This is a genomic window from Neptunicella sp., assembly GCF_048268085.1.
Lineage (GTDB): Bacteria > Pseudomonadota > Gammaproteobacteria > Enterobacterales > Alteromonadaceae > Neptunicella.
On record NZ_JBLWWF010000002.1, the window covers coordinates 221,671 to 243,312 of the forward strand.

The following is a 21,642-nucleotide window of genomic DNA, read 5'->3' on the forward strand; positions in this document are numbered from 1 at the left end:
GTGACGGTTAAATTAGACTCTATTGCGGTGAATGTAATAGAGTGCAATCTCACCTATTTAACAGGACTGACTTAATATGTAAGGTGACACTCCTTAGATACGGTCAGTAATAAATATTTTATGAAACAAACTTTGTGGCGTTGGTTCTCTTCATATTCAATTTATTTAGTCCTTCTGGCCGCAATAATGCTCCCCAGTTTGTTTGCCTTACAATACGTACTGCACATCAATAAGCAAAGTTATATACAACAGCAACATAATACGGTTCTGGATAAACTCGGTGTAACTCGAGCCAGGTTGGAAGGCATGATGAGTGCCAATTTACAGACCGTGCGGGGCTTGGTTGCAGTAATACAAAGCCAACCTGACATTTCATCAGAACAATTTAGTGAAATTGCCCAACATATTTTCCACACTGAACATCAATTACGTAATATTGCAGCTGCCCCCAATATGGTTCTGTCGATGGTTTACCCCTATCAAGGTAACGAGAAAATTATCGGCATGAATTACAATAACATTCCAGGCCAGTCAGATGCGGCCAAACGCGCCAGAGACTCAGGCATGATGGTACTGGCGGGTCCACTCCAACTTATTCAGGGGGGCACCGGTTTAATTAGTCGGATACCGGTATTTATTGATGAGGAACATACCGGTAATAATCAATTCTGGGGCCTCATATCAGCGGTGATTGATATTGACAAATATTATCAAGACTCGGGCTTGCATGCGCTTTCCAGTCAGCTTCAAATCGCCATTCGTGGTCGAGATGGCTTAGGTGAAAACGGAGAGAACTTTTACGGTGATGCGGACATATTTAACCAACAACCTGTCACCATGCAAATTAGTTTGCCTAATGGACATTGGCAAATAGCCGCTTTGCCCATTAATGGTTGGGCAAACAGGGCCCCAAACAGCACTATCACCACGATTATTATCCTTTCCTGCGCAGTGATTATTCTCGGATTGCTGTGCTATTTAACTTATTTGTCACGCTCCCGACGGGTCAATGAAAATCGCCTGCAAGGATTATTCGAGCTATCTCCCATAGGAATTGCATTAAATGATTTCGAAACAGGGGCTTTTATCGACGCGAATCAAACCTTACTAACATTTACCGGTTATTCGAATAAAGACGATTTTTGCAATTTAAGTTTTGCGGAAATTACTCCGGAAAAATATCAACAACAAGAAGCGATGCAACTCGATGCGATGCTTCGTACCGGTCAATATGGTCCATTCGAAAAAGAATTTATCCATAAAAATGGCCATTTAATTCCGGTGTTACATAACGGGATTGTCATTAAAGATATTAATGGCAAGCAACTTATATGGAGCATGATCGAAGATATTTCTGCCCGCAAGGCGAGTGAAACAGCCCTTGAAGAACAACAAAAGCGTCTTGAGTTAATCATCGAAAATACTGCAGTAGGAATCTGGGATTGGAATATTATTACTGATGATATTCAATTTAATTCGCGCTGGGCACAAATCATTGGCTACACCCTGGAAGAATTACAACCCACCGATATTCATACCTGGGAAAAATTTGTTCATCCGCAAGATTTAGAGCAGTCAAACCAGCTTTTAGAGCAACACATTCAAGGTCATAATGCGCACTATATCTGCGAGTCTCGCATGCGACACAAGAATGGTCATTGGGTCTGGGTATTGGATAGTGGCAAAATTGTCGAATGGAATGAAGATGGCAGTCCGATTCGCATGGTCGGGACCCATCTGGATATAACAGAACAGAAAAAAGCCCAACAAATCGATGAAAAATCGCTGCAATTGAACCATGCACTCACTCAAATTATTACTCATCCCGATGTGATCAATAATCATTGGCTACAAGCCTATAAGATGATTATCAAACAGATTGCTAATGAATTGGACGTAGAGCGCTGTAGTTTGTGGTTATTTAATCTCGATCGGGACAAAATGGATTGCGTTAGCTTATATATAAAGTCTCTCGATCAGTTCACTCAAGGTGGTCAAATTAAGCGACACGACTACCCAGCCTATTTTAATGCGTTGAGTCAACAATCCATTATTGTGGCTAATTCGATTCAAGATAATCCGGCCACCGCTGAATTTACCGAAAATTATGCTAAGCCATTAAATATTCAAGCCATGCTGGATGCCATTATTCCCGGTGTAGACGGTATCAGTGGTTTAATTTGTATTGAAAATACCCAGTCCACCCGGGAATGGGACCGTCCGGAAATACTCTTCGCCAGCACGATATCAACTTTGCTTGGTAGTTTATATGCGACACACCAACTGCAACAAGCCAAACAGGACATCAGCATTGCCCTTGAGCAAGCCAAAAGCGCAGCTAATGCCAAAAGTGACTTTTTGGCCATGATGAGTCATGAAATTCGCACGCCAATGAACGGTATTATCGGAATGCTCGATTTACTCCAACGGGACAGGTTGGCAGAAGATACGCTACGTAAGGTCAATATTGCCTCTGAAAGCGCAAAATCATTACTCATGCTGCTTAATGACATACTGGATTTTTCAAAAATAGACACAGGTAAACTCGCTCTAACCAGTGTTGAATTTAACTTGTTCGAACTTTTTGATGAAACCATTCGTAGCATGGCCTATTTAGCCGAACAAAAACAGCTGGCACTGACCGTCGATATGACAGGTATTCAACATGCAAACATGATTGGAGATGCTGGCAGGTTACGCCAAATATTGATTAATTTATTAAGTAACTCGATCAAGTTTACCGAACAAGGGTATATCAAACTGGTCTGCGACACCCAATTGGAGCAGCGGCACGTGCTGTTACGAGTACAAATTAGTGATAGCGGCACAGGCATCAAATCGGAGCAACAAGATCAATTATTTGAACCTTTTGTACAGGCTGACAATTCATCGACACGCGCATACAGCGGCACCGGGCTCGGTCTGGCTATTTGTAAAAAGCTGTGTATGCAAATGCAAGGGGATATTCATTTTAGCAGCCAATATGGTAGTGGCAGTCAATTTGAATTCAGCGTTAGGTTGAATCCCACTCAAGCCAGCAATCCAATAGAAACCTTACCGGAACCGTATTTATCTAGTCAGGTCATCGTCGCGATTGCCGATCCTCACCGACGTCAAAATCTGCTGCAACAATTAGGTTATTGGAACATAAATATCGTTGAATATGGTTGCCTTAGCGACGTTATCCAATCATTAACTAATATAGAGCACCACGCGAAACTTATTGTATTCATCGACACTGCACTGGCAGACTTTAATCCAGAAACGTTAACCAGCATAAACTCCGCGTGCCAACAGAATCATGCCTCACTATTCATCATTAAGGCTGTTGCACAGAGTTCATCCAACTTACCCACCGGGATAAATTGCTTATATTGGCCAGTCACCTTAAATAAACTGCATGAAGGCTTACTCAATGGTATCGGGCAATTTGATAGGGGCAGTGCGGTGACCGGTCTCCCTCAAACGTCTCATCCAATGGATAAACTACAAGGTAAACGGATCCTGTTAGTAGAAGATAATAAGGTTAATCAACAAGTCGCGATGGCGTTGCTGGAAGAGCTTAATATGACGGTGGTACTGGCTGACAATGGCCAAATTGCACTGTCATTATTTAGCCAAACCGCTGCTGATTTTGATTTGATCCTGATGGATTGCCAAATGCCCGTTCTGGACGGGTATCAAACGACTCGACAATTAAGACAGGGAGTTGCTGGCGAGGCCGGTAAAAGCATTCCCATTATCGCTCTGACGGCAAACGTGATGTCCGGCGATGCACAGTTGTGTTTTGATGCAGGCATGGATGATTATTTGGGCAAACCGATTAATTTGGAGACCCTTCGCCAAAAGCTACAGCAATGGTTCACCAACGACAAGAACAGTCGGACGATCGACACTGGAACGAGCAGGCCCAATGCTCCTAAAGACTGGGACTATGCCCAAGCCTTAAAACGAACAATCAATAAGCCGGCGTTATTACGCAAATTAGTGGCACAATTTACGGTGCAATTGCCGGAACAAGCCAGCCAACTTAAATTCGCCATCGAACAGGAGGATTTGAACCAAATCCAATTTATTTCCCATAATTTAAAAGGAGTGAGCGCACAACTGGAAGCACAAAATATCCATCAGGTGTGTGTCGATATGGAAACCGCTGCCAAACAACAGGATATACCATTGATAAAGGCGTTATTAACCGACTTTGAGCGGCACTTAGCGGCGTTGTTACCGCTACTACAGACTTTTATTACCCAAGAGGAATAATACCCGTTTAACTCTGCCCGTAAGCACTACGTCAAATAACCGATTGAGAATATTACGATTGAGCCCTAACGGGTCGCTTCAGATCACAACAACCCTGAACAAAAAACTGACAGTCTTGTGTTAGTTAGGTTATTGAATTCAGGCGTAATAGCGATTTCTACCCGCAGTCTTGGCCATATACAAATTTTTATCGGCTAGCTGCATGAGTGTATCGGCATTTTCAATGGCTTTTTTATAACAACCAACACCAATACTAATGGTCAATACATTATGTTCAGAAGCAGGATGCGGCATGTTTAACTGTTGCACTGCCACAAGTAACTTCTCGGCAACCACTGATGCTCCGTGTATATCGGTAGCGGGCAATATACATACAAACTCTTCACCACCATAACGGGCAACGATATCCAAGGGACGGCTTAACGTCGCTTTTAATATCGATGCCACACGTTTTAAACATATATCACCGTGTAAGTGGCCAAAATGGTCGTTGTATTGTTTAAAGAAATCGATATCGATTAATAGAATACACAGGGCTTCGCCACTGCGTTTAGCATGCACCTGCTGTTTTGCATAATAATCATCAAAATAGCGGCGGTTATAAATATGAGTTAATCCATCCATATAGGCTTGGGCGCGCAGTAAATCACTTTGCAATTTAATGGTTAATTGCGCTTTGACCCGATGATGCAGGGTTAAGGGATTGACCGGTTTATTCAAAAAATCGATCCCTCCGGCATCCCAGCAGGCATTTTCTTCATGTTGCTCGGTGACTGCGGTAACAAAAATGATTGGGATATTAGACGTATTAAGATCTGATTTAAGAATATGGCAAGTTTGTAAGCCGTCTAACTCCGGCATAACCACATCAAGAATAACGAGATCAGGCATCATTTCCTGACAGCATTGCAGAGCTTTAAGGCCAGAATCTGCGGTCATAATACGGTAATCATCTTCGAGTATGCCTTTAAGTAACTCAATATTGATCGGCTGATCGTCGACAATTAATATTGTTGCTTGAGACAGGTCTTTAACCTCTCCCCAAAACTCATCGTCACTCAATAGTGATTACTCCCATTTTATTGTTATTTAAACTGCACTCATCACTACTTTGTCAATCATCCAAACACCGTCAATCGTGAGTAGCATGCCATGGTTCATGTTTAAGCCACAATTAACCGGCAAAAGCTTGCCTACGGCAATACAGGTGACTGCAATAGTGGCAACTATCACGTCAGATATCGTTAACATCATCCAGTCTACGCACTATTTAAACAATATTATCCCAATAATCAGTTTAGGCACATTCTTTGCTCACATACTTTTGTGTTGTGTTAACCATCAATAGATAAATGATCATGATTTGGATCCGGTGAAATGGATTTAACTATGTTCGTGACAAGGGAATCCTATGTTAAAAAAACTGCTTAGTTTAGCCGTCATAGTGGCTTTTTCATCACATGCTAGTGAGTCAACCACAGAAGAATATGTCGGTAAAATTACCAACGTTTTTCTGGGTAAAACCGGTAATGTTAAAATTGGCATTGAATTAGGCGAAGATGACTATATCAGCTGCGCAGATTCAAGTTGGCCAATGTATTTTCCAGCCGGAGAAAGTTATTCAGATAGCTGGTTAGACTTGGTATTTCAGGCGAAATATTATGGCAGTACACTGCGCATAGGATATACCCCCAGTAATGAAAACAATTGTAGTATTGAATATCTGGCCATTATGGCTGACGACGGAGTCGCTTCAGGTGGTGGATCGCTAGATTCGATGGTGCGCACCGGCTCTCTCGGCAACGTGGCATTAATTAATACCAATGGGTTGACTCAAGCCAGTTTTAGCGCCAGTAATCATTACAGTGACGATATTGCCGCAGGCGCTTTTGACGGTTATACCTACTCTGAACAAATTAATGAAGACGCGGATAGTCCCGTCAGCCGCGGTATCTGGTTAGTGAAAAAAGAGACTGATCCCAATACCAATATGGCGTTAGACAACTGGCTACAGATCTCTTACCAAAATACAGTAAAAATCACCGGTATGCGGATCATGATCAACAGTAAATCTTTAGGCTTGGGGAGACTGCCCAGAAACGTGATAATTCAGGCGTCCACCGATGGTGTTAACTTTGCCGATATGCAATCAGTTCAATTAATCGAAGCTGAAGACCAGGGAGTTAATTTCAACACCGCTATCAACCTAAAACAATTAAGACTTAAAGTCGTATCGAACTATGGTGACAAGTTTATTGAAATCGATGAACTGGAATTGTTCTCAGACTAAAGGGCTATAGGACAGCAAGAACCGATAACACTGGCATCATCATGACAATGATACCTATTGCAGTGTCAGTGTTATCTTTGAGGTTAATTTAGATTAAAGATAATTTGACTGATGTGAAGATAATGAAGGTGTTAACTCGGCTGATTCGGCTTTGGCACCAAATACCGCTGAAACAATCAGCAATAGCACCGCAAAAAACACACCGTACAACCCAAAACCTTTTGCATTACGATTCATAAACACTCTCTTTGTTTTAATTATTATTGTTGTTATGCGCTACAAATCAAAAAACTCGTTATTGCTCAGATACTAACCAGCATTTTGTAATATTACAACACTGGTATAGACACAATTGACGAAAAATCAAATAAAAAATCAAAAAAATGCCAAAAAAGCGCTAAATAATCGGTTTTTAACGCTTTTTTGCTGTTTTGAGAAAATTGCTTAGGATAGTTATTATTGGCTCGTCAACAACAACTGATAAGCCAATATAAAAAAATCGGTGCCATTGGCACCGATTAAAAATGAGCATCCCGCTCGAAGGGAATTAACAAAACAGAAGCATTGAGCAAATTATCTCAATGGGCAGCCTTGTTAATCGAACTAGACCGCCACACCGAAAAAATCATTTCAATTCAGGCTTCTACCCTACAAATACTCGTGCATTGCGGAACATTCTCACCCACGGGCTATCTTCCTGCCATTCTTCTGGATGCCAGGAGTTTGTCACTGCGCGGAATACCCGTTCCGGATGCGGCATCATAATAGTGGCTCGACCATCAGCACTGGTTAGCCCGGTTATACCGGCCACTGAGCCATTCGGATTAGCCGGATACTGTTCGGTAGGCTGACCGTAGTTATCGACAAAACGTAGCGCTACAGCTTGTTGTTGCAGTGCTGTTTGCGACGCATCAGCAGAACTGAACTCGGCGTGCCCTTCACCATGTGACACGGCTATTGGCATTCTGGAACCTTGCATACCGCTAAACAATACAGATTTGCTTTCTTGCACTTCAACCATGGAGAATCGTGCCTCGAATCGGGCTGATTGGTTAGCCACAAAATGCGGCCATAAATCCGCTCCCGGGATTAACGACTTCAGATTCGACATCATCTGACAACCGTTACACACTCCCAACGAGAACGTATTGTCGCGGTTAAAAAACGCAGCAAACTGATCGCTGGCCAAATTGTTAAACAGGATAGACTTGGCCCAGCCTTCACCGGCACCCAGTACGTCACCGTAGGAGAAACCACCACAGGCAACCAGTCCCTGGAATTGCTCCAGACTGATACGACCGGACAAAATATCACTCATATGTACGTCGATGGCGCTGAAACCTGCACGGTCAAATACGGCCGCCATTTCGACATGAGAGTTAACCCCCTGCTCACGCAGAATGGCAACTTTAGGTGCAATCCCCTTAACAATATAAGGCGCCGCCACATCTTCATTAATATCGAAAGTGAGTTTGGCGCTCAAGCCTGGATCCTTATCATCAAACTTGGCATCAAATTCTTGTTTGGCACAATCCGGATTATCCCGTAATGCCTGCATCTGATAAGTGGTTTCAGCCCACACCGTACGATAATAAGTACGACTATTCACCAGTACCTCATTACCGTTGCGGCTAAAGCGTACCTGATCGGTATCATTTAACTGACCAATCACATGACTACAAGCTGATAAACCTTGCTCCGCCAAAACATCCAATACATATTGTTTTTCAGCCTGACTGACCTGAATTACCGCTCCCAATTCTTCATTGAATAACGCTTGAATGTCGTCACCCAATCCTTCCAGTTCAATATCTACACCACAATGACCGGCAAAAGCCATTTCGGCGATTGTGGCAAACAAACCACCGTCGGAACGGTCATGGTAGGCGAATAGTTTTTGCTCGGCGATTAATTGTTGAATGGCATTAAAGAAGCCGCTCAACAATTCGGGTTTATCCAGATCCGGTGCTGATTGGCCCAACTGCTTGTATACCTGCGCCAGACAAGACGCGCCCATGCGGTTTTTCCCTTGACCCAGGTCAATCAGAATAAGGCTGGTATCACCTTTATCGGTGCGTAATTGCGGAGTAACGGTTTTACGCACATCTTCCACCCGGCCAAAGGCAGTAATCACTAAGGATAACGGGGCCGTTACGGCGGTGTCATCCCACTGGGTTTTCATCGACATGGAGTCTTTACCCACCGGAATAGTAAGCCCCAAAGCGGGACATAATTCTTCGCCTACCGCTTTAACCGCGGCATACAAACCGGCATCTTCTCCGGGGTGACCGGCGGCCGCCATCCAGTTCGCTGATAACTTAATGCGTTTCATATTGCCAATATCAGCCGCCGCAATATTGGTAATGGATTCGGCCACCGCCATACGCGCTGACGCAGCATAATCCAGTAAAGCAATAGGTGTGCGTTCTCCCATTGCCATGGCTTCACCATGATAAGTATCAAAGGCCGCAGCCGTCACTGCCACATCCGATACCGGCACCTGCCAGGGACCGACCATCTGATCACGAGTCACTAAACCGGTCACGGAACGATCACCAATGGTAATCAAAAAGGTTTTCTCGGCCACCGTCGGTAAACGCAAAATACGATCGGCTGCCTCTTGCAAGGTCACCGCTGAATAATCCAGGGCCTGACCACTGGCTTGCTGAGACTGTACATCACGATGCATTTTAGGCGGCTTGCCTAATAGGACATCCAAAGGTAAATCGATCGGTTTATTGTCGAAATGCTGGTCAGTCAGGGTTAAATGCGGCTCAACTGTGGCTTCCCCTACAACGGCATAAGGGGCACGTTCACGGGCACAAATTTGTTCAAACAACGGCATATTTTCTGGCGCAACAGACAGCACATAACGTTCCTGAGATTCGTTACACCAGATTTCCAGTGGTGACATGCCCATTTCATCGTTATTAACATTGCGCAGCTCAAAATGACCACCGCGGCCGCCATCGTTGACCAGTTCCGGAAAAGCGTTGGATAACCCACCGGCACCCACATCATGAATAAACTGGATGGGGTTGGCATCACCCATTTGCCAGCATTTGTCGATCACTTCCTGACAACGGCGTTCCATTTCCGGGTTGTCCCGCTGTACCGATGCAAAATCCAGATCTTCGTTAGACTGACCCGATGCCATGGACGAGGCTGCACCACCGCCAAGACCAATATTCATCGCCGGTCCACCCAATGCAATCAGCTTGGCACCTGGAGTAATCTCACCCTTCTGCGTATGGGATTTACGAATATTACCCAAGCCACCAGCCAACATAATGGGTTTGTGATAACCGCGGATTTCTTCACCGTTGTGGCTTACTACTTGTTCTTCGTAGGTACGGAAATAACCCAAAATAGCCGGACGACCAAATTCGTTATTAAATGCTGCGCCTCCCAAAGGACCGTCAATCATAATATCGAAAGCCGATACAATACGGGCAGGCTTGCCAAAGTCAGTCTCCCAAGGCTGCTCGTAACCGGGAATACGTAAGTTAGAGACCGAAAAGCCCACCAAACCGGCTTTGGGTTTGGAACCACGCCCGGTGGCACCTTCATCACGGATTTCACCACCCGAACCGGTTGCAGCTCCGGCAAAGGGCGCAATCGCAGTAGGATGATTATGAGTTTCCACCTTCATCAAAATATCAATATCTTCATGATGGTAGCCGTATTCACCACTGGTGTAGTCCGGGAAGAATCGTCCAGCATAGGAGCCTTCCATTACCGCTGCATTATCCGAATAAGCTGAATGGACAAAATCCGGATGCAATTCATAGGTATTTTTGATCATTTTAAACAGCGACTTGGGCTGTTGTTGACCGTCAATTGTCCAGTCAGCATTAAATATCTTGTGACGGCAATGCTCCGAGTTGGCCTGAGCAAACATATACAGTTCGATATCGTGAGGATTACGATTCAGCTTAATAAAACTGTCATACAGATAATCAATTTCATCGTCGGCTAATGCTAAACCCAATTTAATGTTGGCATCAATTAACGCCTGTTTTCCCTGCTCTAACACATTGACTTCAGCCAAAGGCGCTGGCTGGTCGTGGCGGAATAATGATTCGGCTTGTTCCAGATCCTGTAATACCGTTTCAGTCATGCGATCGTGTAAAAGTGCTGCCACTTGCTGTAATTGAGCGGCCGATAACGTCTCTGGGCTGGTTACATAATAAGCGCACCCGCGCTCCATACGGATAATGCTGTCTAACCCGCAATTATGCGCGATGTCTGTTGCTTTAGATGCCCAGGGCGAAATGGTACCTAATCGGGGGATCACCAATAACAACTGACCTTCAGGCTGATGTGAAGCGATCGTCGGACCGTAAGTCAATAATTTATTGACCACCTCCAGTTCTGAATCTGTTAATGACTGCTTTAGATCAAGAAAATGACGATACTCTGCATAGATGTCACTAATTGACAAACCTTGCTCAGCAAATTGTTTAAGTAGTTTTTTAACACGAAAATCAGACAGCGCTGGCGCACCACGGAGAGTCAACATAAGGAATTTACCAAAAGTTAGATATCGGGAATAAATTTGCGCGGAATTATACACTTAAAGCGTGCCTCAGTGCCAGCTCATGAGCACTCCGAATAACCTCAATATGCAGCATTATTTCCCTATTAATTTGAATTATGCCTATGATAAATTGGCTGGAAGTTATCAGCCATTCACGTCACAATGGCTATCAGATGTCAGGATTAATTGAGTAATAATGGGAATCAACCGTCACCTCCCCTATAAACATTGGGCTAACAAAGCGCTGTTTATCTGTGCTTTAACACTGCTATTTTCCTGTCAGCCCAAAACAGAACCCAATACTGTACAAAAAATTCTGCAACAAGGCGTGCTGAAAGTCGGTACTCGTTATGGCCAAACCACTTATTATCACGGTGCCGAGGGCCCACAGGGATTTGAATATGAACTGGTAGCTGGCTTTGCCGACTATTTAGGCGTGCAGCTGGAAGTATTCCCTTATTACAATTTGGACGAGTTATTCCCTAAATTACAATCGCGTCACCTCGATTTAGTCGCAGCAGGGTTAGCTATTACCCCTAATCGTGCTGAACATTTCCGCTTTGGCCCAGCTTATCAGCATATTAGTCAAAAACTGGTATTCAAACAGGGGCAGAAATGGCCGAAAAGCATTGATGAACTCGATGGTACCCTCAGTGTCGTGGCCAGCAGTAGTCATGCCGAAATATTGCAACAGGAAAAGGCTGAACATCCCGATTTACAATGGCAAGAAACCAATGAAAATGACGAAGCCGAGTTGCTAGAACTGGTGCTGGATGGACAACTGGACTACACCGTCGCTGATTCCAATATATTATCGGTCATCCGACGCCGTCACCCGGAGCTGAGTATTGCCTTTACCCTGGGAGAGGAACAGCAAATTGCCTGGCTATTAAGCCAAAGTGTTGATGATTCGCTGATTGCCGCGATGATAGATTATTTCGGCCAGATCCAGTCCGATGGTCGCTTAGTCGCCCTAGAAGACAAATATTATGGTCATGTACAGCAATTTAACTATGTGGATACCCGTATGTTTATCAGTGCGGTGGAAGACACGTTACCCCAATATCGAGACTGGTTTGAGCAGTACTCGGGCAATATTGACTGGCGATTATTAGCTGCGATGAGCTATCAGGAAAGTCACTGGAATAAACGAGCCCGCTCAGCCACTGGGGTTCGTGGCTTAATGATGCTGACGTTGGCGACCGCACAGGATTTAGGCATCAAATCTCGACTCGATCCAAAGCAGAGTATTCAGGGGGGGGCCAAATACGTTCAACATCTGATTGATCGTATCCCGCAACGGATTCAGGAGCCAGATCGCACCTGGTTTGCATTAGCCGCATACAATGTTGGTTGGGGGCATGTTGAAGATGCAAGGATCTTAACCGAAAAACAAGGTGGCAATCCGGATTTATGGGTGGATGTAAAACAACGCCTACCGTTACTGCGCCAGAAAAAATATTATAAAACCACTAAATACGGCTACGCGCGGGGCAATGAAGCAACCAACTATGTGGCAAACATCCGGCGTTATTATGATACGCTGGTATGGCTGGAAGAACAGCGCCTTGCTGAACAGGCACTAAAAAAGCAGCAGGAACAACAAGAACAATTGCCACAACAAGACGACGCAGCGCAACCGGACAGTTTGCCCGTTGCTAGCGCGGATTAAGTCATTTATCCCGAGGTTTAAATACGATGGTACGACGATTCAAATCAAATAATCACCGCAGACTAGCGTTAAAGCGGGCACATCGAAAAATCAATTTACGCCGACAATTTTTTCATAACCGCGAATTTTTTAGTCAATCTGCTCAGTCCGCAGAGGAATTGTCGTCTGAGCAGGACAAATCAACTGACAATTGATCTTTTTTAGCGGCCTTTTTCTCCGCCCGCCGCTGACGAAAAAAGGCTGATAACATTTCTCCGCATTCTGTCGCCAATACTCCTGCGGTTACCTCAACCTGATGATTCAATTTCTCATGCCTAAGCAAATCCATAATACTGCCGGCACAGCCTGTTTTGGCATCTGCAGCACCAAAGACTAAACGCTCAATTCGGCTATGCACCAATAACCCGGCACACATTGGGCAAGGCTCCAACGTGACATATAAGGTGGTACCCGGCATTCGGTAATTTTGCAGCGCTTGCCCTGCCTGCCGAATAGCCTGCATTTCGGCATGCGCAGACGGGTCGTGCTGATCAATGGACTGATTCCAGCCCTCGCCAATGATCTGATTGTCCTTAACGACAATCGCGCCAACTGGAATTTCCCCCTGTCCTGCCGCTTTATTGGCTAACGTTAGCGCATATTGCATCCAGTCACGGTCGCTAATCCTCTGTGACGTCTCAGTCATATCCTACTCGCCTACCTGATTAATATTTATTGGTGAATTACACAAAATATTGGTAAAAATAACTATCTATAAATGAATAAAAACACACAAAAACAAACTAACTGATTGTTTTATATAAAAAATATATATTGGTCGATTTATTGCTTATCTTAATATCATCAACAAATAATAAATTTAAAAGGAACAAACATGAATTTAACCGCTATTGCTATCGTCGCCATCGTCTTTTTCGGTGTGGCCGAAATTATCAAACAGGCTAAAAAGAAAAATCCCTCAAGTAGCCAACCCAACGATGGGCTTGAACAACAAATTAATGCATTAAAAGAGCGTGTCGAAACGCTGGAAAAAATAGTTACTGATGAAAATTATGATCTAAAAAAGCAGTTTGATACCTTAAAAGATTAATCTCCAATCAAAAAATGAAGGCGCTAAACAGCGCCTTTATTCGTTACCACAAGCGGCTATTTATTCCCACTCAATGGTTGCGGGTGGCTTACCGGAAATATCGTAAACGACGCGAGAGATTCCGTCGATTTCGTTGATAATGCGATTTGAGACCTTGCCCAAAAATTCATAGGGTAAATGTGCCCAGATGGCAGTCATGAAATCAATGGTTTCCACTGCACGCAGGCTGACAACCCAATCATATTTGCGTGCATCGCCCATTACCCCTACCGAACGCACCGGCAAGAATACGGTAAAGGCCTGACTCACTTTATGATATAAATCAGCGGCGTGGAGTTCTTCAATAAAAATGGCATCTGCGCGACGTAGCAAGTCACAATATTCTTTTTTCACTTCGCCCAGCACACGCACACCAAGGCCTGGTCCCGGGAACGGATGACGATAAAGCATATCGTAAGGTAACCCCAGCTCCAGACCAATTTTCCGCACTTCGTCTTTAAACAGTTCACGCAACGGTTCAACTAACCCCATCAGCATATCTTCTGGCAAACCGCCCACATTATGATGAGATTTAATCACGTGAGCTTTCCCGGTCGCGGAGCCCGCCGACTCAATTACATCCGGGTAAATCGTGCCTTGCGCCAGCCATTTGGCATTAGCCAGTTTTTTCGATTCTTCATCAAACACTTCTACAAATACACGACCGATTATTTTACGTTTTGCTTCGGGATCCGCTTCACCGGCAAGTGCATCAAGAAAACGCTGTTCAGCATCCACTTTGATAATATTCAAACCAAAGTGATCGCCAAACATATCCATTACCTGCTGGCCTTCATTCAATCGCAGCAAGCCATTGTCCACAAATACACAAGTCAGCTGAGTACCGATGGCCCGATGCAATAACATCGCCACCACAGATGAATCTACCCCACCGGATAAACCAAGGATAACTTCATCACTGCCCACTTTGGCTTTAATTTTTTCAATCGCATCTTCAATAATCGATGCTGGCGTCCATAACTTCTCACAGCCACATATATCCATCACAAAATGCGACAACATACGCATGCCCTGACGGGTATGAGTCACTTCAGGATGAAATTGAATACCGTAAAAGCGTTTATCCAAATTAACCATAGCGGCATGAGGACAACTATCGGTTTTAGCCACAGTGGTAAAACCTTCGGGAATTTCGATCACTTTATCACCATGGCTCATCCATACATCAAGCAATGCATTACCATTTTGGCCAATATGATCTTCAATATTTTCAAACAGGGTAACCGGTTCAACAACTTCGACTTTGGCATAACCAAACTCGCGCATATCTGAACCTTGAACCTTACCCCCCAATTGCTCCGCCATGGTTTGCATACCATAGCAAACGCCCAATACCGGTACGCCAGCGTTAAATACATATTCAGGTGCGCGTGGTGAACCTGCTTCAGTCACTGACTCAGGACCACCCGACAAGATAATCCCGTCAGGATTAAATTCACGAATTTGCGCTTCGGTCACATCCCATGCCCATAATTCACAATAAACGCCAATTTCCCGCACGCGACGTGCGATCAGTTGGGTATATTGAGAGCCAAAATCAAGTATAAGTATGCGTTGAGCATGAATATTTGTGGTCATGTCAGTATCCAGATGAACTTAAAAATAAAAGGCTGGTGCAGACCAGCCTCGAATAATAATATTTACCGCCAAAACTGGCTTAGCGATCAACCTAAACGGTAATTAGGCGCTTCTTTAGTAATCGTCACATCGTGCACATGGGATTCCCCCATCCCCGCTGAGGTCACTTTAACAAACTGCGGTTTAGTGCGCATTTCGTCAATAGTGGCACAACCGGTTAACCCCATTGCAGAGCGAATACCACCGACTTGCTGATGAATAATATTGGCAATAGGGCCTTTATACGCTACTCGCCCTTCAATTCCTTCCGGCACCAGTTTTTCGGCATCATTGCTGTCCTGGAAATAGCGATCAGACGAACCATGACTTTGATTCATGGCGCCCAACGATCCCATACCACGATAAGATTTATAATAGCGGCCTTGAAACAATTCCACTTCACCGGGCGCTTCTTCGGTACCGGCTAACATACTGCCAACCATCACGCAGCTCGCACCGGCAGCCAACGCTTTGGAAATATCACCGGAGAAGCGAATACCCCCATCAGCAATTACGGGGATATCACGGTCTTTTAATGCTTCAACAGCATCCGAAATAGCCGTGATTTGTGGCACACCACAACCTGTTACGATACGGGTGGTACAAATAGAACCGGGACCTATCCCCACTTTAACGGCATCCACACCGGCATCAGCCAAGGCTAAAGCCCCTTCACCAGTGGCAACGTTACCGGCAATTAATTGAACATCAGGGAAGTTTTGGCGAACCCATTTAACCCGGTCAATCACGCCTTGAGAGTGGCCATGAGAAGTATCGACCAGCAACACATCAACACCCGCTTCAACTAATAGCTTAATCCGCTCATCAGTACCCGCGCCAACGCCAACCGCAGCACCAACACGTAAGCGACCTAATTCATCTTTACAGGCATTCGGTTTGCTTTCGGCTTTTTTAAAGTCTTTGACGGTAATTAAACCTTTTAATTTAAAGCTGTCGTCCACCACCAGGATTTTTTCAATCCGATTTTCGTGCATTAACTCCATGACTTGCTCGGAAGGTGCCCCTTCTTTTACGGTGACCAGATCATCAATATGTGTCATCACTTTGGTGACCGGTAAATCTTTTTTGTTTTCAAAACGCAAATCACGACCGGTAACAATACCAACCAAATCATTATCTTTATTAACCACCGGAAAACCGGAATAGCCTAGACGCTGGCTTAATGCATTCACTTCACCAATTGTCGCTTCTGGAAAAACCGTGACCGGATCAGATACAACACCGGTTTCGTATTTTTTAACCTGTCGCACATGCTCGGCTTGTTGCTGGGCTGTCATATTTTTATGGATAAAGCCCATGCCACCTTCTTGGGCTAAGGCAATCGCTAAACGGGCTTCTGTCACAGTATCCATTGCCGCGGATACCATAGGCAAATTAAGCTCAACTTTACGAGTTATGCGGGTTTTTAAATTGGCGGTATGGGGTAGTATTGTAGAGTGACCTGGCACTAACAATACATCATCAAAAGTAAGGGCTTCTTTGGCTATTCGCAACATGCAACGACATCTCTGAATGGGGAATTTGTTGCGGCGGGATTGTAGCGGGTTTAGCGATTCAGGTAAACTTAAATCATCATTATCCAACGATTTATACCCAAAATAATTGGAAGTGCGCGACAACGGCAAATGAATGAGCGCTGATCGGCTTAGTTTACTAAGAGATTGGGGTGAATGAGTGCAACCAACAAACGTGCAATTTCAAGGATGAAGGATATAGTCATTAAAACAGGCGATTGACTCAATGGCAGCTCCCCAACAGAATATTTTTACCATCAGTAAGCTTAATCGACTCTCTCGCACCATTCTTGAAAGTGAGATCGGCACTATCTGGGTTGCCGCTGAAATATCCAATTTTGTTAAAGCCAGTTCAGGTCATTGGTACTTCACCTTAAAGGATCCTAAAGCGCAGATCCGCGCTGCCATGTTTAAGGGGAATAATCGCTATATTAAAATGATTCCCAAAGAAGGCGAGCAAGTACTCGTACGCGCCAATATCAGCTTGTATGAACCTCGCGGTGATTATCAACTGATCGTGGAACATATGGAGCTGGGCGGTGAAGGTCAACTTAAACAACAATTTGAACAGTTAAAAAATCGCTTGGCAGCAGAAGGTCTTTTTGCCCAACAATATAAACAAGCGTTGCCAGATTCTATCAAACGGGTGGGCGTGATTACCTCGTCCTCTGGCGCGGCACTTCACGATATTTTGACCGTACTCAAACGTCGTAGCCCTCTGACCGAAGTGATTATCTATCCCAGTCAGGTTCAGGGGCAGTCTGCCACTCAACAAATTGTACAAGCCATTCAAACAGCCAATCAGCGTCAAGAAGTCGATGTTTTACTGGTTGGTCGGGGTGGTGGCTCACTGGAAGATCTATGGTGCTTTAATGAAGAAGCCGTTGCCCGAGCGATTTTTGCCTCATATTTGCCGGTAATCAGTGCCGTCGGTCATGAAGTAGATGTCACGATTGCCGATTTTGTGGCCGACTTACGAGCAGCAACCCCCTCTGCGGCCGCAGAATTGATCAGTCAGGATCAACGACAACTAGCACAGAAAATTGATCGAGGGTTAGCTCAGCTACTGCGAAATCTGCAACAGCAATTAAAGACCAAACATCATCAATTACAACTTTTAAATCATAACCTGCAACGCCACCACCCCAGTAATAAGCTTAAACAACAGGCGCAGCGAGTTGATCATCTGCAATTAAATTTGATTAATGTAATGGAAAAGCTCGTGCATCAAAAATCAGTTCGCTTTCAACAGGCGCAAAGTGAGCTCCATCGCCAATCCCCAGCTCATCATCTGGAGTTGGCAAAGCGCCAGTTAACCCACGCTCAACAAAGTTTACACGGCACATTGCGTCAATTAGTACACAATAAAAAGCAAGCTCTGGCAGAATCCAGTCACTTGCTCAACACCTTAAGTCCGTTAACCACCTTAGCCCGTGGTTACAGTATAAGTTTGCATGAGGGGCATGTAGTGAAAAGTAAAGAAACCCTGAAAAGTGGAGACAAACTCACCAGCCGTTTTGTTGATGGTGAAGTCATTAGTACGGTGGAGTAAATTCCACAGCGAGTAATCTCAATCAGATTGTTGCAGCGCGAAACGCGTCGCGCGCTGCTTAATGATTAAAACTTTTGCAGCATTATCATTTGGCTGGCCACGTCGGCCGCTGGTATTGGCCTATACTTGGCAAGGGGTCCCAACATCAGCACTGACAACATCCTGAACACGGCAATACCGAGACTTTCCAATAAACGGGTGGTTGGTCGATGCCCCAATAGCAAGGAAGGACGAACGTAATTGGCCACCGTCAGTCCTTCTATCTGGGCAATTGCCTGTTCCAGCTCACCTTTGACCCGCAAATAGAAATTATGACTACTGGCATTGGCTCCCACTGATGAAATCCATACAAAACTGACTGCGTTAGCTTGTGCCGCGATTTGCGCTGACTGGTAGACATAATCAAAATCAACCTGACGAAATGCCTGGCGAGTTTTAGCCTGTTTGATCGTGGTCCCTAAACACACGTAGATATGTCGATGCTCGAATAACTCGCAACAATCCGCAAGTTGGGTAAAATCAATTTCTTTCTGCTGTAAACACTGACGCGGGTCTTGCCACGTTGCTTTAGTAATAGTTTGTCGAACCAAACACGTTACCTGAGTATAACGAGGATCAAGTAACAATTGCTGCACTAGCTGCTGTCCAACCAAGCCAGAGGCTCCCAATACCAGCGCTTGATGGTCTGTTATCATGTTGTTTGTCATACTAACGTCATTGGCTTAATATCTACTTTGGATATTACAGCGGAAACCGCAAGCAATCACTTGCTATATTACGCAGTTTTAAGTCATTCTGGATAAATAGCGATTGATCAATATACGTAGTACTGGACTATTATCAGCCCTTTTGGTGAGCATATTTGCTGCGGGTATCAATGCCCAACAAGCCGTTCCAGCACAGGTGATAGCGCCTGTGCCCGCTCGTTCAGGAGTGGATCTAAACGCCATTGATCGCGATACCCGTCCGCAAGATGACTTTTATCAGTTTGCCAACGGCAACTGGTTAAACAAAACCACCATCCCCGACGCCAGTTCTGGCTATACCATTTATAACGAAGTGTATGATGAAGCGGAAAAAACCCTGCGTAATATTATTGAACAGGCGGCTAAATCGGACAATATAAGCGGTACCGAAACCCAGAAAGTGGCCGATTTATTTAACTCGTGGATGGATAAAAAAGCCATCGAAGAACGCGGATTACAACCGTTACAACAAGATATTGAGCGCATTAGGCAAATTAGCAATCAAGCTCAACTGCTGGCTATGTGGGCCGAATTTATCCGCAATCGCATCGACGTTCCTTTTGGCTTTTATATCCATCCCAATCTTAAAAATAACACTGAATATGCGGTTTATTTGAGCCAAGATGGATTAACCTTGCCTGACAGGGATTACTACATCAATCAAACCAATCCGACTTTTGCTGCAATACGCGAGGCCCTACCCCAATTTATTCAAACCATGAATACCTTTGTTGAGCCAACTATGACGGCACAAAGGGCTCAAGCGGTTTATCAGTTAGAGCTATCTATCGCCACATCCCATTGGAGCAAAGTGGATAATCGCAATAATGCCAAAACCTATAACACCTATACCCTCAGTCAATTATCCGAAATAGGCCACAATATTGATTGGCCAAGCTTATTTAACGCGCTTGGTCTGGTCAATATCGAACAGGTCATTGTCACCCAACCCAGTTATTTTCAAGCCATCGATAAGCTGATTAGCGATACCGATCTGAATGTCTGGAAAGATTACCTGATTTATAACCTAATCCGCAGCTATGCGCCTTATCTGCCTCAAGCCATCGATGACAGCAATTTTAATTTTATGGGTAACAAACTGTATGGGCAAAACAAGCAACAGCCTCGCTGGAAGCGGGGTATTAATCTGGTCAACAGCGCGTTAGGTGAAGTGGTCGGTAAACTTTATGTGGAACAACGCTTTCCCGTCACGGCTAAAAAAGAAATGCAACAACTCGTCAGCAATATACTGGCGTCATTTTATACCAGTATCGATCAACTGGAATGGATGAATGAGCAAACCAAAGTATCGGCAAAGCTCAAATTAGCCAAGCTCACCAGTAAAATTGGCTATCCCGAACATTGGCGTGACTATTCCGAGCTAATCATTGTTAAAGACGATCATCTGGGCAATATCAAGCGCATTAGGGCATTCGAATATAATCGTGAGATCAATAAAATAGGTAAACAAATAGATAAGAATGAATGGTTTATGACCCCCCAAACCGTCAACGCCTACTATGATCCAACCCAAAATGAAATCGTATTTCCTGCCGCGCGATTGCAACCGCCGCTATTTCAACCCGATGCTGACGATGCCATTAACTATGGGGCCATCGGGTCGGTGATAGGTCATGAAATCAGCCACGCCTTTGATGACGCTGGTAGTCAATACGATGCCAATGGTAATTTGCGGGATTGGTGGACCGCTGAAGATAAGCAAGCTTTTGAACAGCGCACCGCCCAATTGGTTAAGCAATATAATCAATACTCGCCATTGGAAGGAATGCAGGTCAATGGTCAGCTCACTTTGGGTGAAAATATTGGTGACTTATCCGGTGTAGCAATCGCTTATAAAGCCTATCTGCGCAGTTTAAACAACCAGCTTCCGCCCATAATCGATGGTTTTACCGGACCGCAACGCTTTTTCTTGGGTTATGCGATGTCGCGTAAGGGCAAATATAAACATGAATCTACTGTCAGCCAACTCACCTCCGATCCCCATGCACCGCTAAAATATCGGGTCAATGGCGTTTACCGCAATATTCCCGAATTCTATTTAGCATTCGGCGTGAAAGAAGGCGATGGGATGTGGATAGCGCCAGAAAACAGAGTCAAAATCTGGTAAAGTAAAATAACTATCAGTATTAACAATAATCGCTGGGTTATCCCCATACATCCAATTCAATTTAATAGTGTTTCATTTTATCCCACCAATGCGATAAATAGGCTTTTCCCGATCCGGCACCTGGATGAATTTTAGCCTCATTGATGGAA

Annotated in this window: 14 protein-coding genes; 6 read left to right on the plus strand and 8 right to left on the minus strand. The window is 44.5% G+C overall.

Features of this window, described 5'->3' with window-relative positions; genetic code table 11:
• Positions 1-120 precede the first annotated feature (120 nt).
• Positions 121-4,263: a PAS domain S-box protein gene (locus ACTD55_RS02385; RefSeq protein ID WP_438862701.1), complete on the plus strand. Its 4,143-nt coding sequence runs from the start codon at positions 121-123 to the stop codon at positions 4,261-4,263.
• A gap of 138 nt (positions 4,264-4,401) precedes the next feature.
• On the opposite strand, the gene ACTD55_RS02390 is transcribed toward ACTD55_RS02385, so the two are convergent.
• Positions 4,402-5,325, minus strand: a complete 924-nt coding sequence (locus tag ACTD55_RS02390; RefSeq protein ID WP_438862702.1) for a diguanylate cyclase — start codon at positions 5,323-5,325, stop codon at positions 4,402-4,404.
• 27 nt (positions 5,326-5,352) lie between these two features.
• Positions 5,353-5,517, minus strand: coding sequence for a hypothetical protein (locus tag ACTD55_RS02395; protein ID WP_438862703.1), 165 nt, complete (start codon positions 5,515-5,517; stop codon positions 5,353-5,355).
• 157 nt (positions 5,518-5,674) lie between these two features.
• Here ACTD55_RS02395 and ACTD55_RS02400 point away from each other — a divergent pair, with 157 nt between their 5' ends.
• Positions 5,675-6,553, plus strand: coding sequence for a discoidin domain-containing protein (locus tag ACTD55_RS02400; protein ID WP_438862704.1), 879 nt, complete (start codon positions 5,675-5,677; stop codon positions 6,551-6,553).
• Between the two features lie 93 nt (positions 6,554-6,646).
• Here the strand turns inward: ACTD55_RS02400 and ACTD55_RS02405 are convergent, their stop codons facing one another.
• On the minus strand, positions 6,647-6,790 hold the full coding sequence (locus ACTD55_RS02405) for a hypothetical protein (RefSeq protein ID WP_438862705.1): 144 nt from the start codon (positions 6,788-6,790) through the stop codon (positions 6,647-6,649).
• A 406-nt stretch (positions 6,791-7,196) separates the two neighbouring features.
• The gene (gene purL, locus ACTD55_RS02410) at positions 7,197-11,075 is read right to left on the minus strand and encodes a phosphoribosylformylglycinamidine synthase (RefSeq protein WP_438862706.1); all 3,879 of its coding nucleotides are present in this window, start codon (positions 11,073-11,075) and stop codon (positions 7,197-7,199) included.
• A 214-nt stretch (positions 11,076-11,289) separates the two neighbouring features.
• Here purL and mltF point away from each other — a divergent pair, with 214 nt between their 5' ends.
• On the plus strand, positions 11,290-12,765 hold the full coding sequence (mltF, locus tag ACTD55_RS02415; protein ID WP_438862707.1) for a membrane-bound lytic murein transglycosylase MltF: 1,476 nt from the start codon (positions 11,290-11,292) through the stop codon (positions 12,763-12,765).
• Between the two features lie 142 nt (positions 12,766-12,907).
• Here the strand turns inward: mltF and tadA are convergent, their stop codons facing one another.
• Complete coding sequence (gene tadA / locus ACTD55_RS02420) at positions 12,908-13,450, minus strand: tRNA adenosine(34) deaminase TadA (RefSeq protein ID WP_438862708.1); 543 nt, start codon at positions 13,448-13,450, stop codon at positions 12,908-12,910.
• Between the two features lie 189 nt (positions 13,451-13,639).
• Between tadA and ACTD55_RS02425 the strand changes: the two genes are divergently transcribed.
• Positions 13,640-13,855: a hypothetical protein gene (locus tag ACTD55_RS02425; RefSeq protein ID WP_438862709.1), complete on the plus strand. Its 216-nt coding sequence runs from the start codon at positions 13,640-13,642 to the stop codon at positions 13,853-13,855.
• 60 nt (positions 13,856-13,915) lie between these two features.
• Here ACTD55_RS02425 and guaA read toward each other — a convergent pair whose 3' ends face one another.
• Together guaA and guaB are read right to left on the minus strand one after the other, a co-directional pair.
• A complete protein-coding gene (gene guaA / locus ACTD55_RS02430) occupies positions 13,916-15,493 on the minus strand; it encodes a glutamine-hydrolyzing GMP synthase (RefSeq protein WP_438862710.1) in 1,578 nt (525 codons plus the stop codon).
• A gap of 86 nt (positions 15,494-15,579) precedes the next feature.
• Positions 15,580-17,049 carry an IMP dehydrogenase gene (gene guaB / locus ACTD55_RS02435; protein ID WP_438862711.1) on the minus strand — a complete coding sequence of 490 codons (1,470 nt, stop codon included), beginning with the start codon at positions 17,047-17,049 and terminating at the stop codon, positions 15,580-15,582.
• A 244-nt stretch (positions 17,050-17,293) separates the two neighbouring features.
• Here guaB and xseA point away from each other — a divergent pair, with 244 nt between their 5' ends.
• A complete protein-coding gene (gene xseA, locus ACTD55_RS02440; protein ID WP_438862712.1) occupies positions 17,294-18,619 on the plus strand; it encodes an exodeoxyribonuclease VII large subunit in 1,326 nt (441 codons plus the stop codon).
• 65 nt (positions 18,620-18,684) lie between these two features.
• On the opposite strand, the gene ACTD55_RS02445 is transcribed toward xseA, so the two are convergent.
• Positions 18,685-19,314 (minus strand): NAD-dependent epimerase/dehydratase family protein, encoded by a 630-nt coding sequence (locus tag ACTD55_RS02445; protein ID WP_438862713.1) that lies wholly within the window; start codon positions 19,312-19,314, stop codon positions 18,685-18,687.
• A 115-nt stretch (positions 19,315-19,429) separates the two neighbouring features.
• Here ACTD55_RS02445 and ACTD55_RS02450 point away from each other — a divergent pair, with 115 nt between their 5' ends.
• The gene (locus ACTD55_RS02450; protein ID WP_438862714.1) at positions 19,430-21,493 is read left to right on the plus strand and encodes a M13 family metallopeptidase; all 2,064 of its coding nucleotides are present in this window, start codon (positions 19,430-19,432) and stop codon (positions 21,491-21,493) included.
• The last annotated feature ends 149 nt before the right edge of the window (positions 21,494-21,642 follow it).

Bases quoted from the DNA above. Each gene is read 5' to 3' on its own strand.
- ACTD55_RS02385 (WP_438862701.1), top strand. From the start codon at position 121: ATGAAACAAACTTTGTGGCGTTGGTTCTCTTCATATTCAATTTATTTA.
- ACTD55_RS02395 (WP_438862703.1), bottom strand. From the start codon at position 5,517: ATGATGTTAACGATATCTGACGTGATAGTTGCCACTATTGCAGTCACC.
- ACTD55_RS02400 (WP_438862704.1), top strand. From the start codon at position 5,675: ATGTTAAAAAAACTGCTTAGTTTAGCCGTCATAGTGGCTTTTTCATCA.
- ACTD55_RS02405 (WP_438862705.1), bottom strand. From the start codon at position 6,790: ATGAATCGTAATGCAAAAGGTTTTGGGTTGTACGGTGTGTTTTTTGCG.
- purL (WP_438862706.1), bottom strand. From the start codon at position 11,075: ATGTTGACTCTCCGTGGTGCGCCAGCGCTGTCTGATTTTCGTGTTAAA.
- mltF (WP_438862707.1), top strand. From the start codon at position 11,290: ATGGGAATCAACCGTCACCTCCCCTATAAACATTGGGCTAACAAAGCG.
- tadA (WP_438862708.1), bottom strand. From the start codon at position 13,450: ATGACTGAGACGTCACAGAGGATTAGCGACCGTGACTGGATGCAATAT.
- ACTD55_RS02425 (WP_438862709.1), top strand. From the start codon at position 13,640: ATGAATTTAACCGCTATTGCTATCGTCGCCATCGTCTTTTTCGGTGTG.
- guaA (WP_438862710.1), bottom strand. From the start codon at position 15,493: ATGACCACAAATATTCATGCTCAACGCATACTTATACTTGATTTTGGC.
- guaB (WP_438862711.1), bottom strand. From the start codon at position 17,049: ATGTTGCGAATAGCCAAAGAAGCCCTTACTTTTGATGATGTATTGTTA.
- xseA (WP_438862712.1), top strand. From the start codon at position 17,294: ATGGCAGCTCCCCAACAGAATATTTTTACCATCAGTAAGCTTAATCGA.
- ACTD55_RS02445 (WP_438862713.1), bottom strand. From the start codon at position 19,314: ATGATAACAGACCATCAAGCGCTGGTATTGGGAGCCTCTGGCTTGGTT.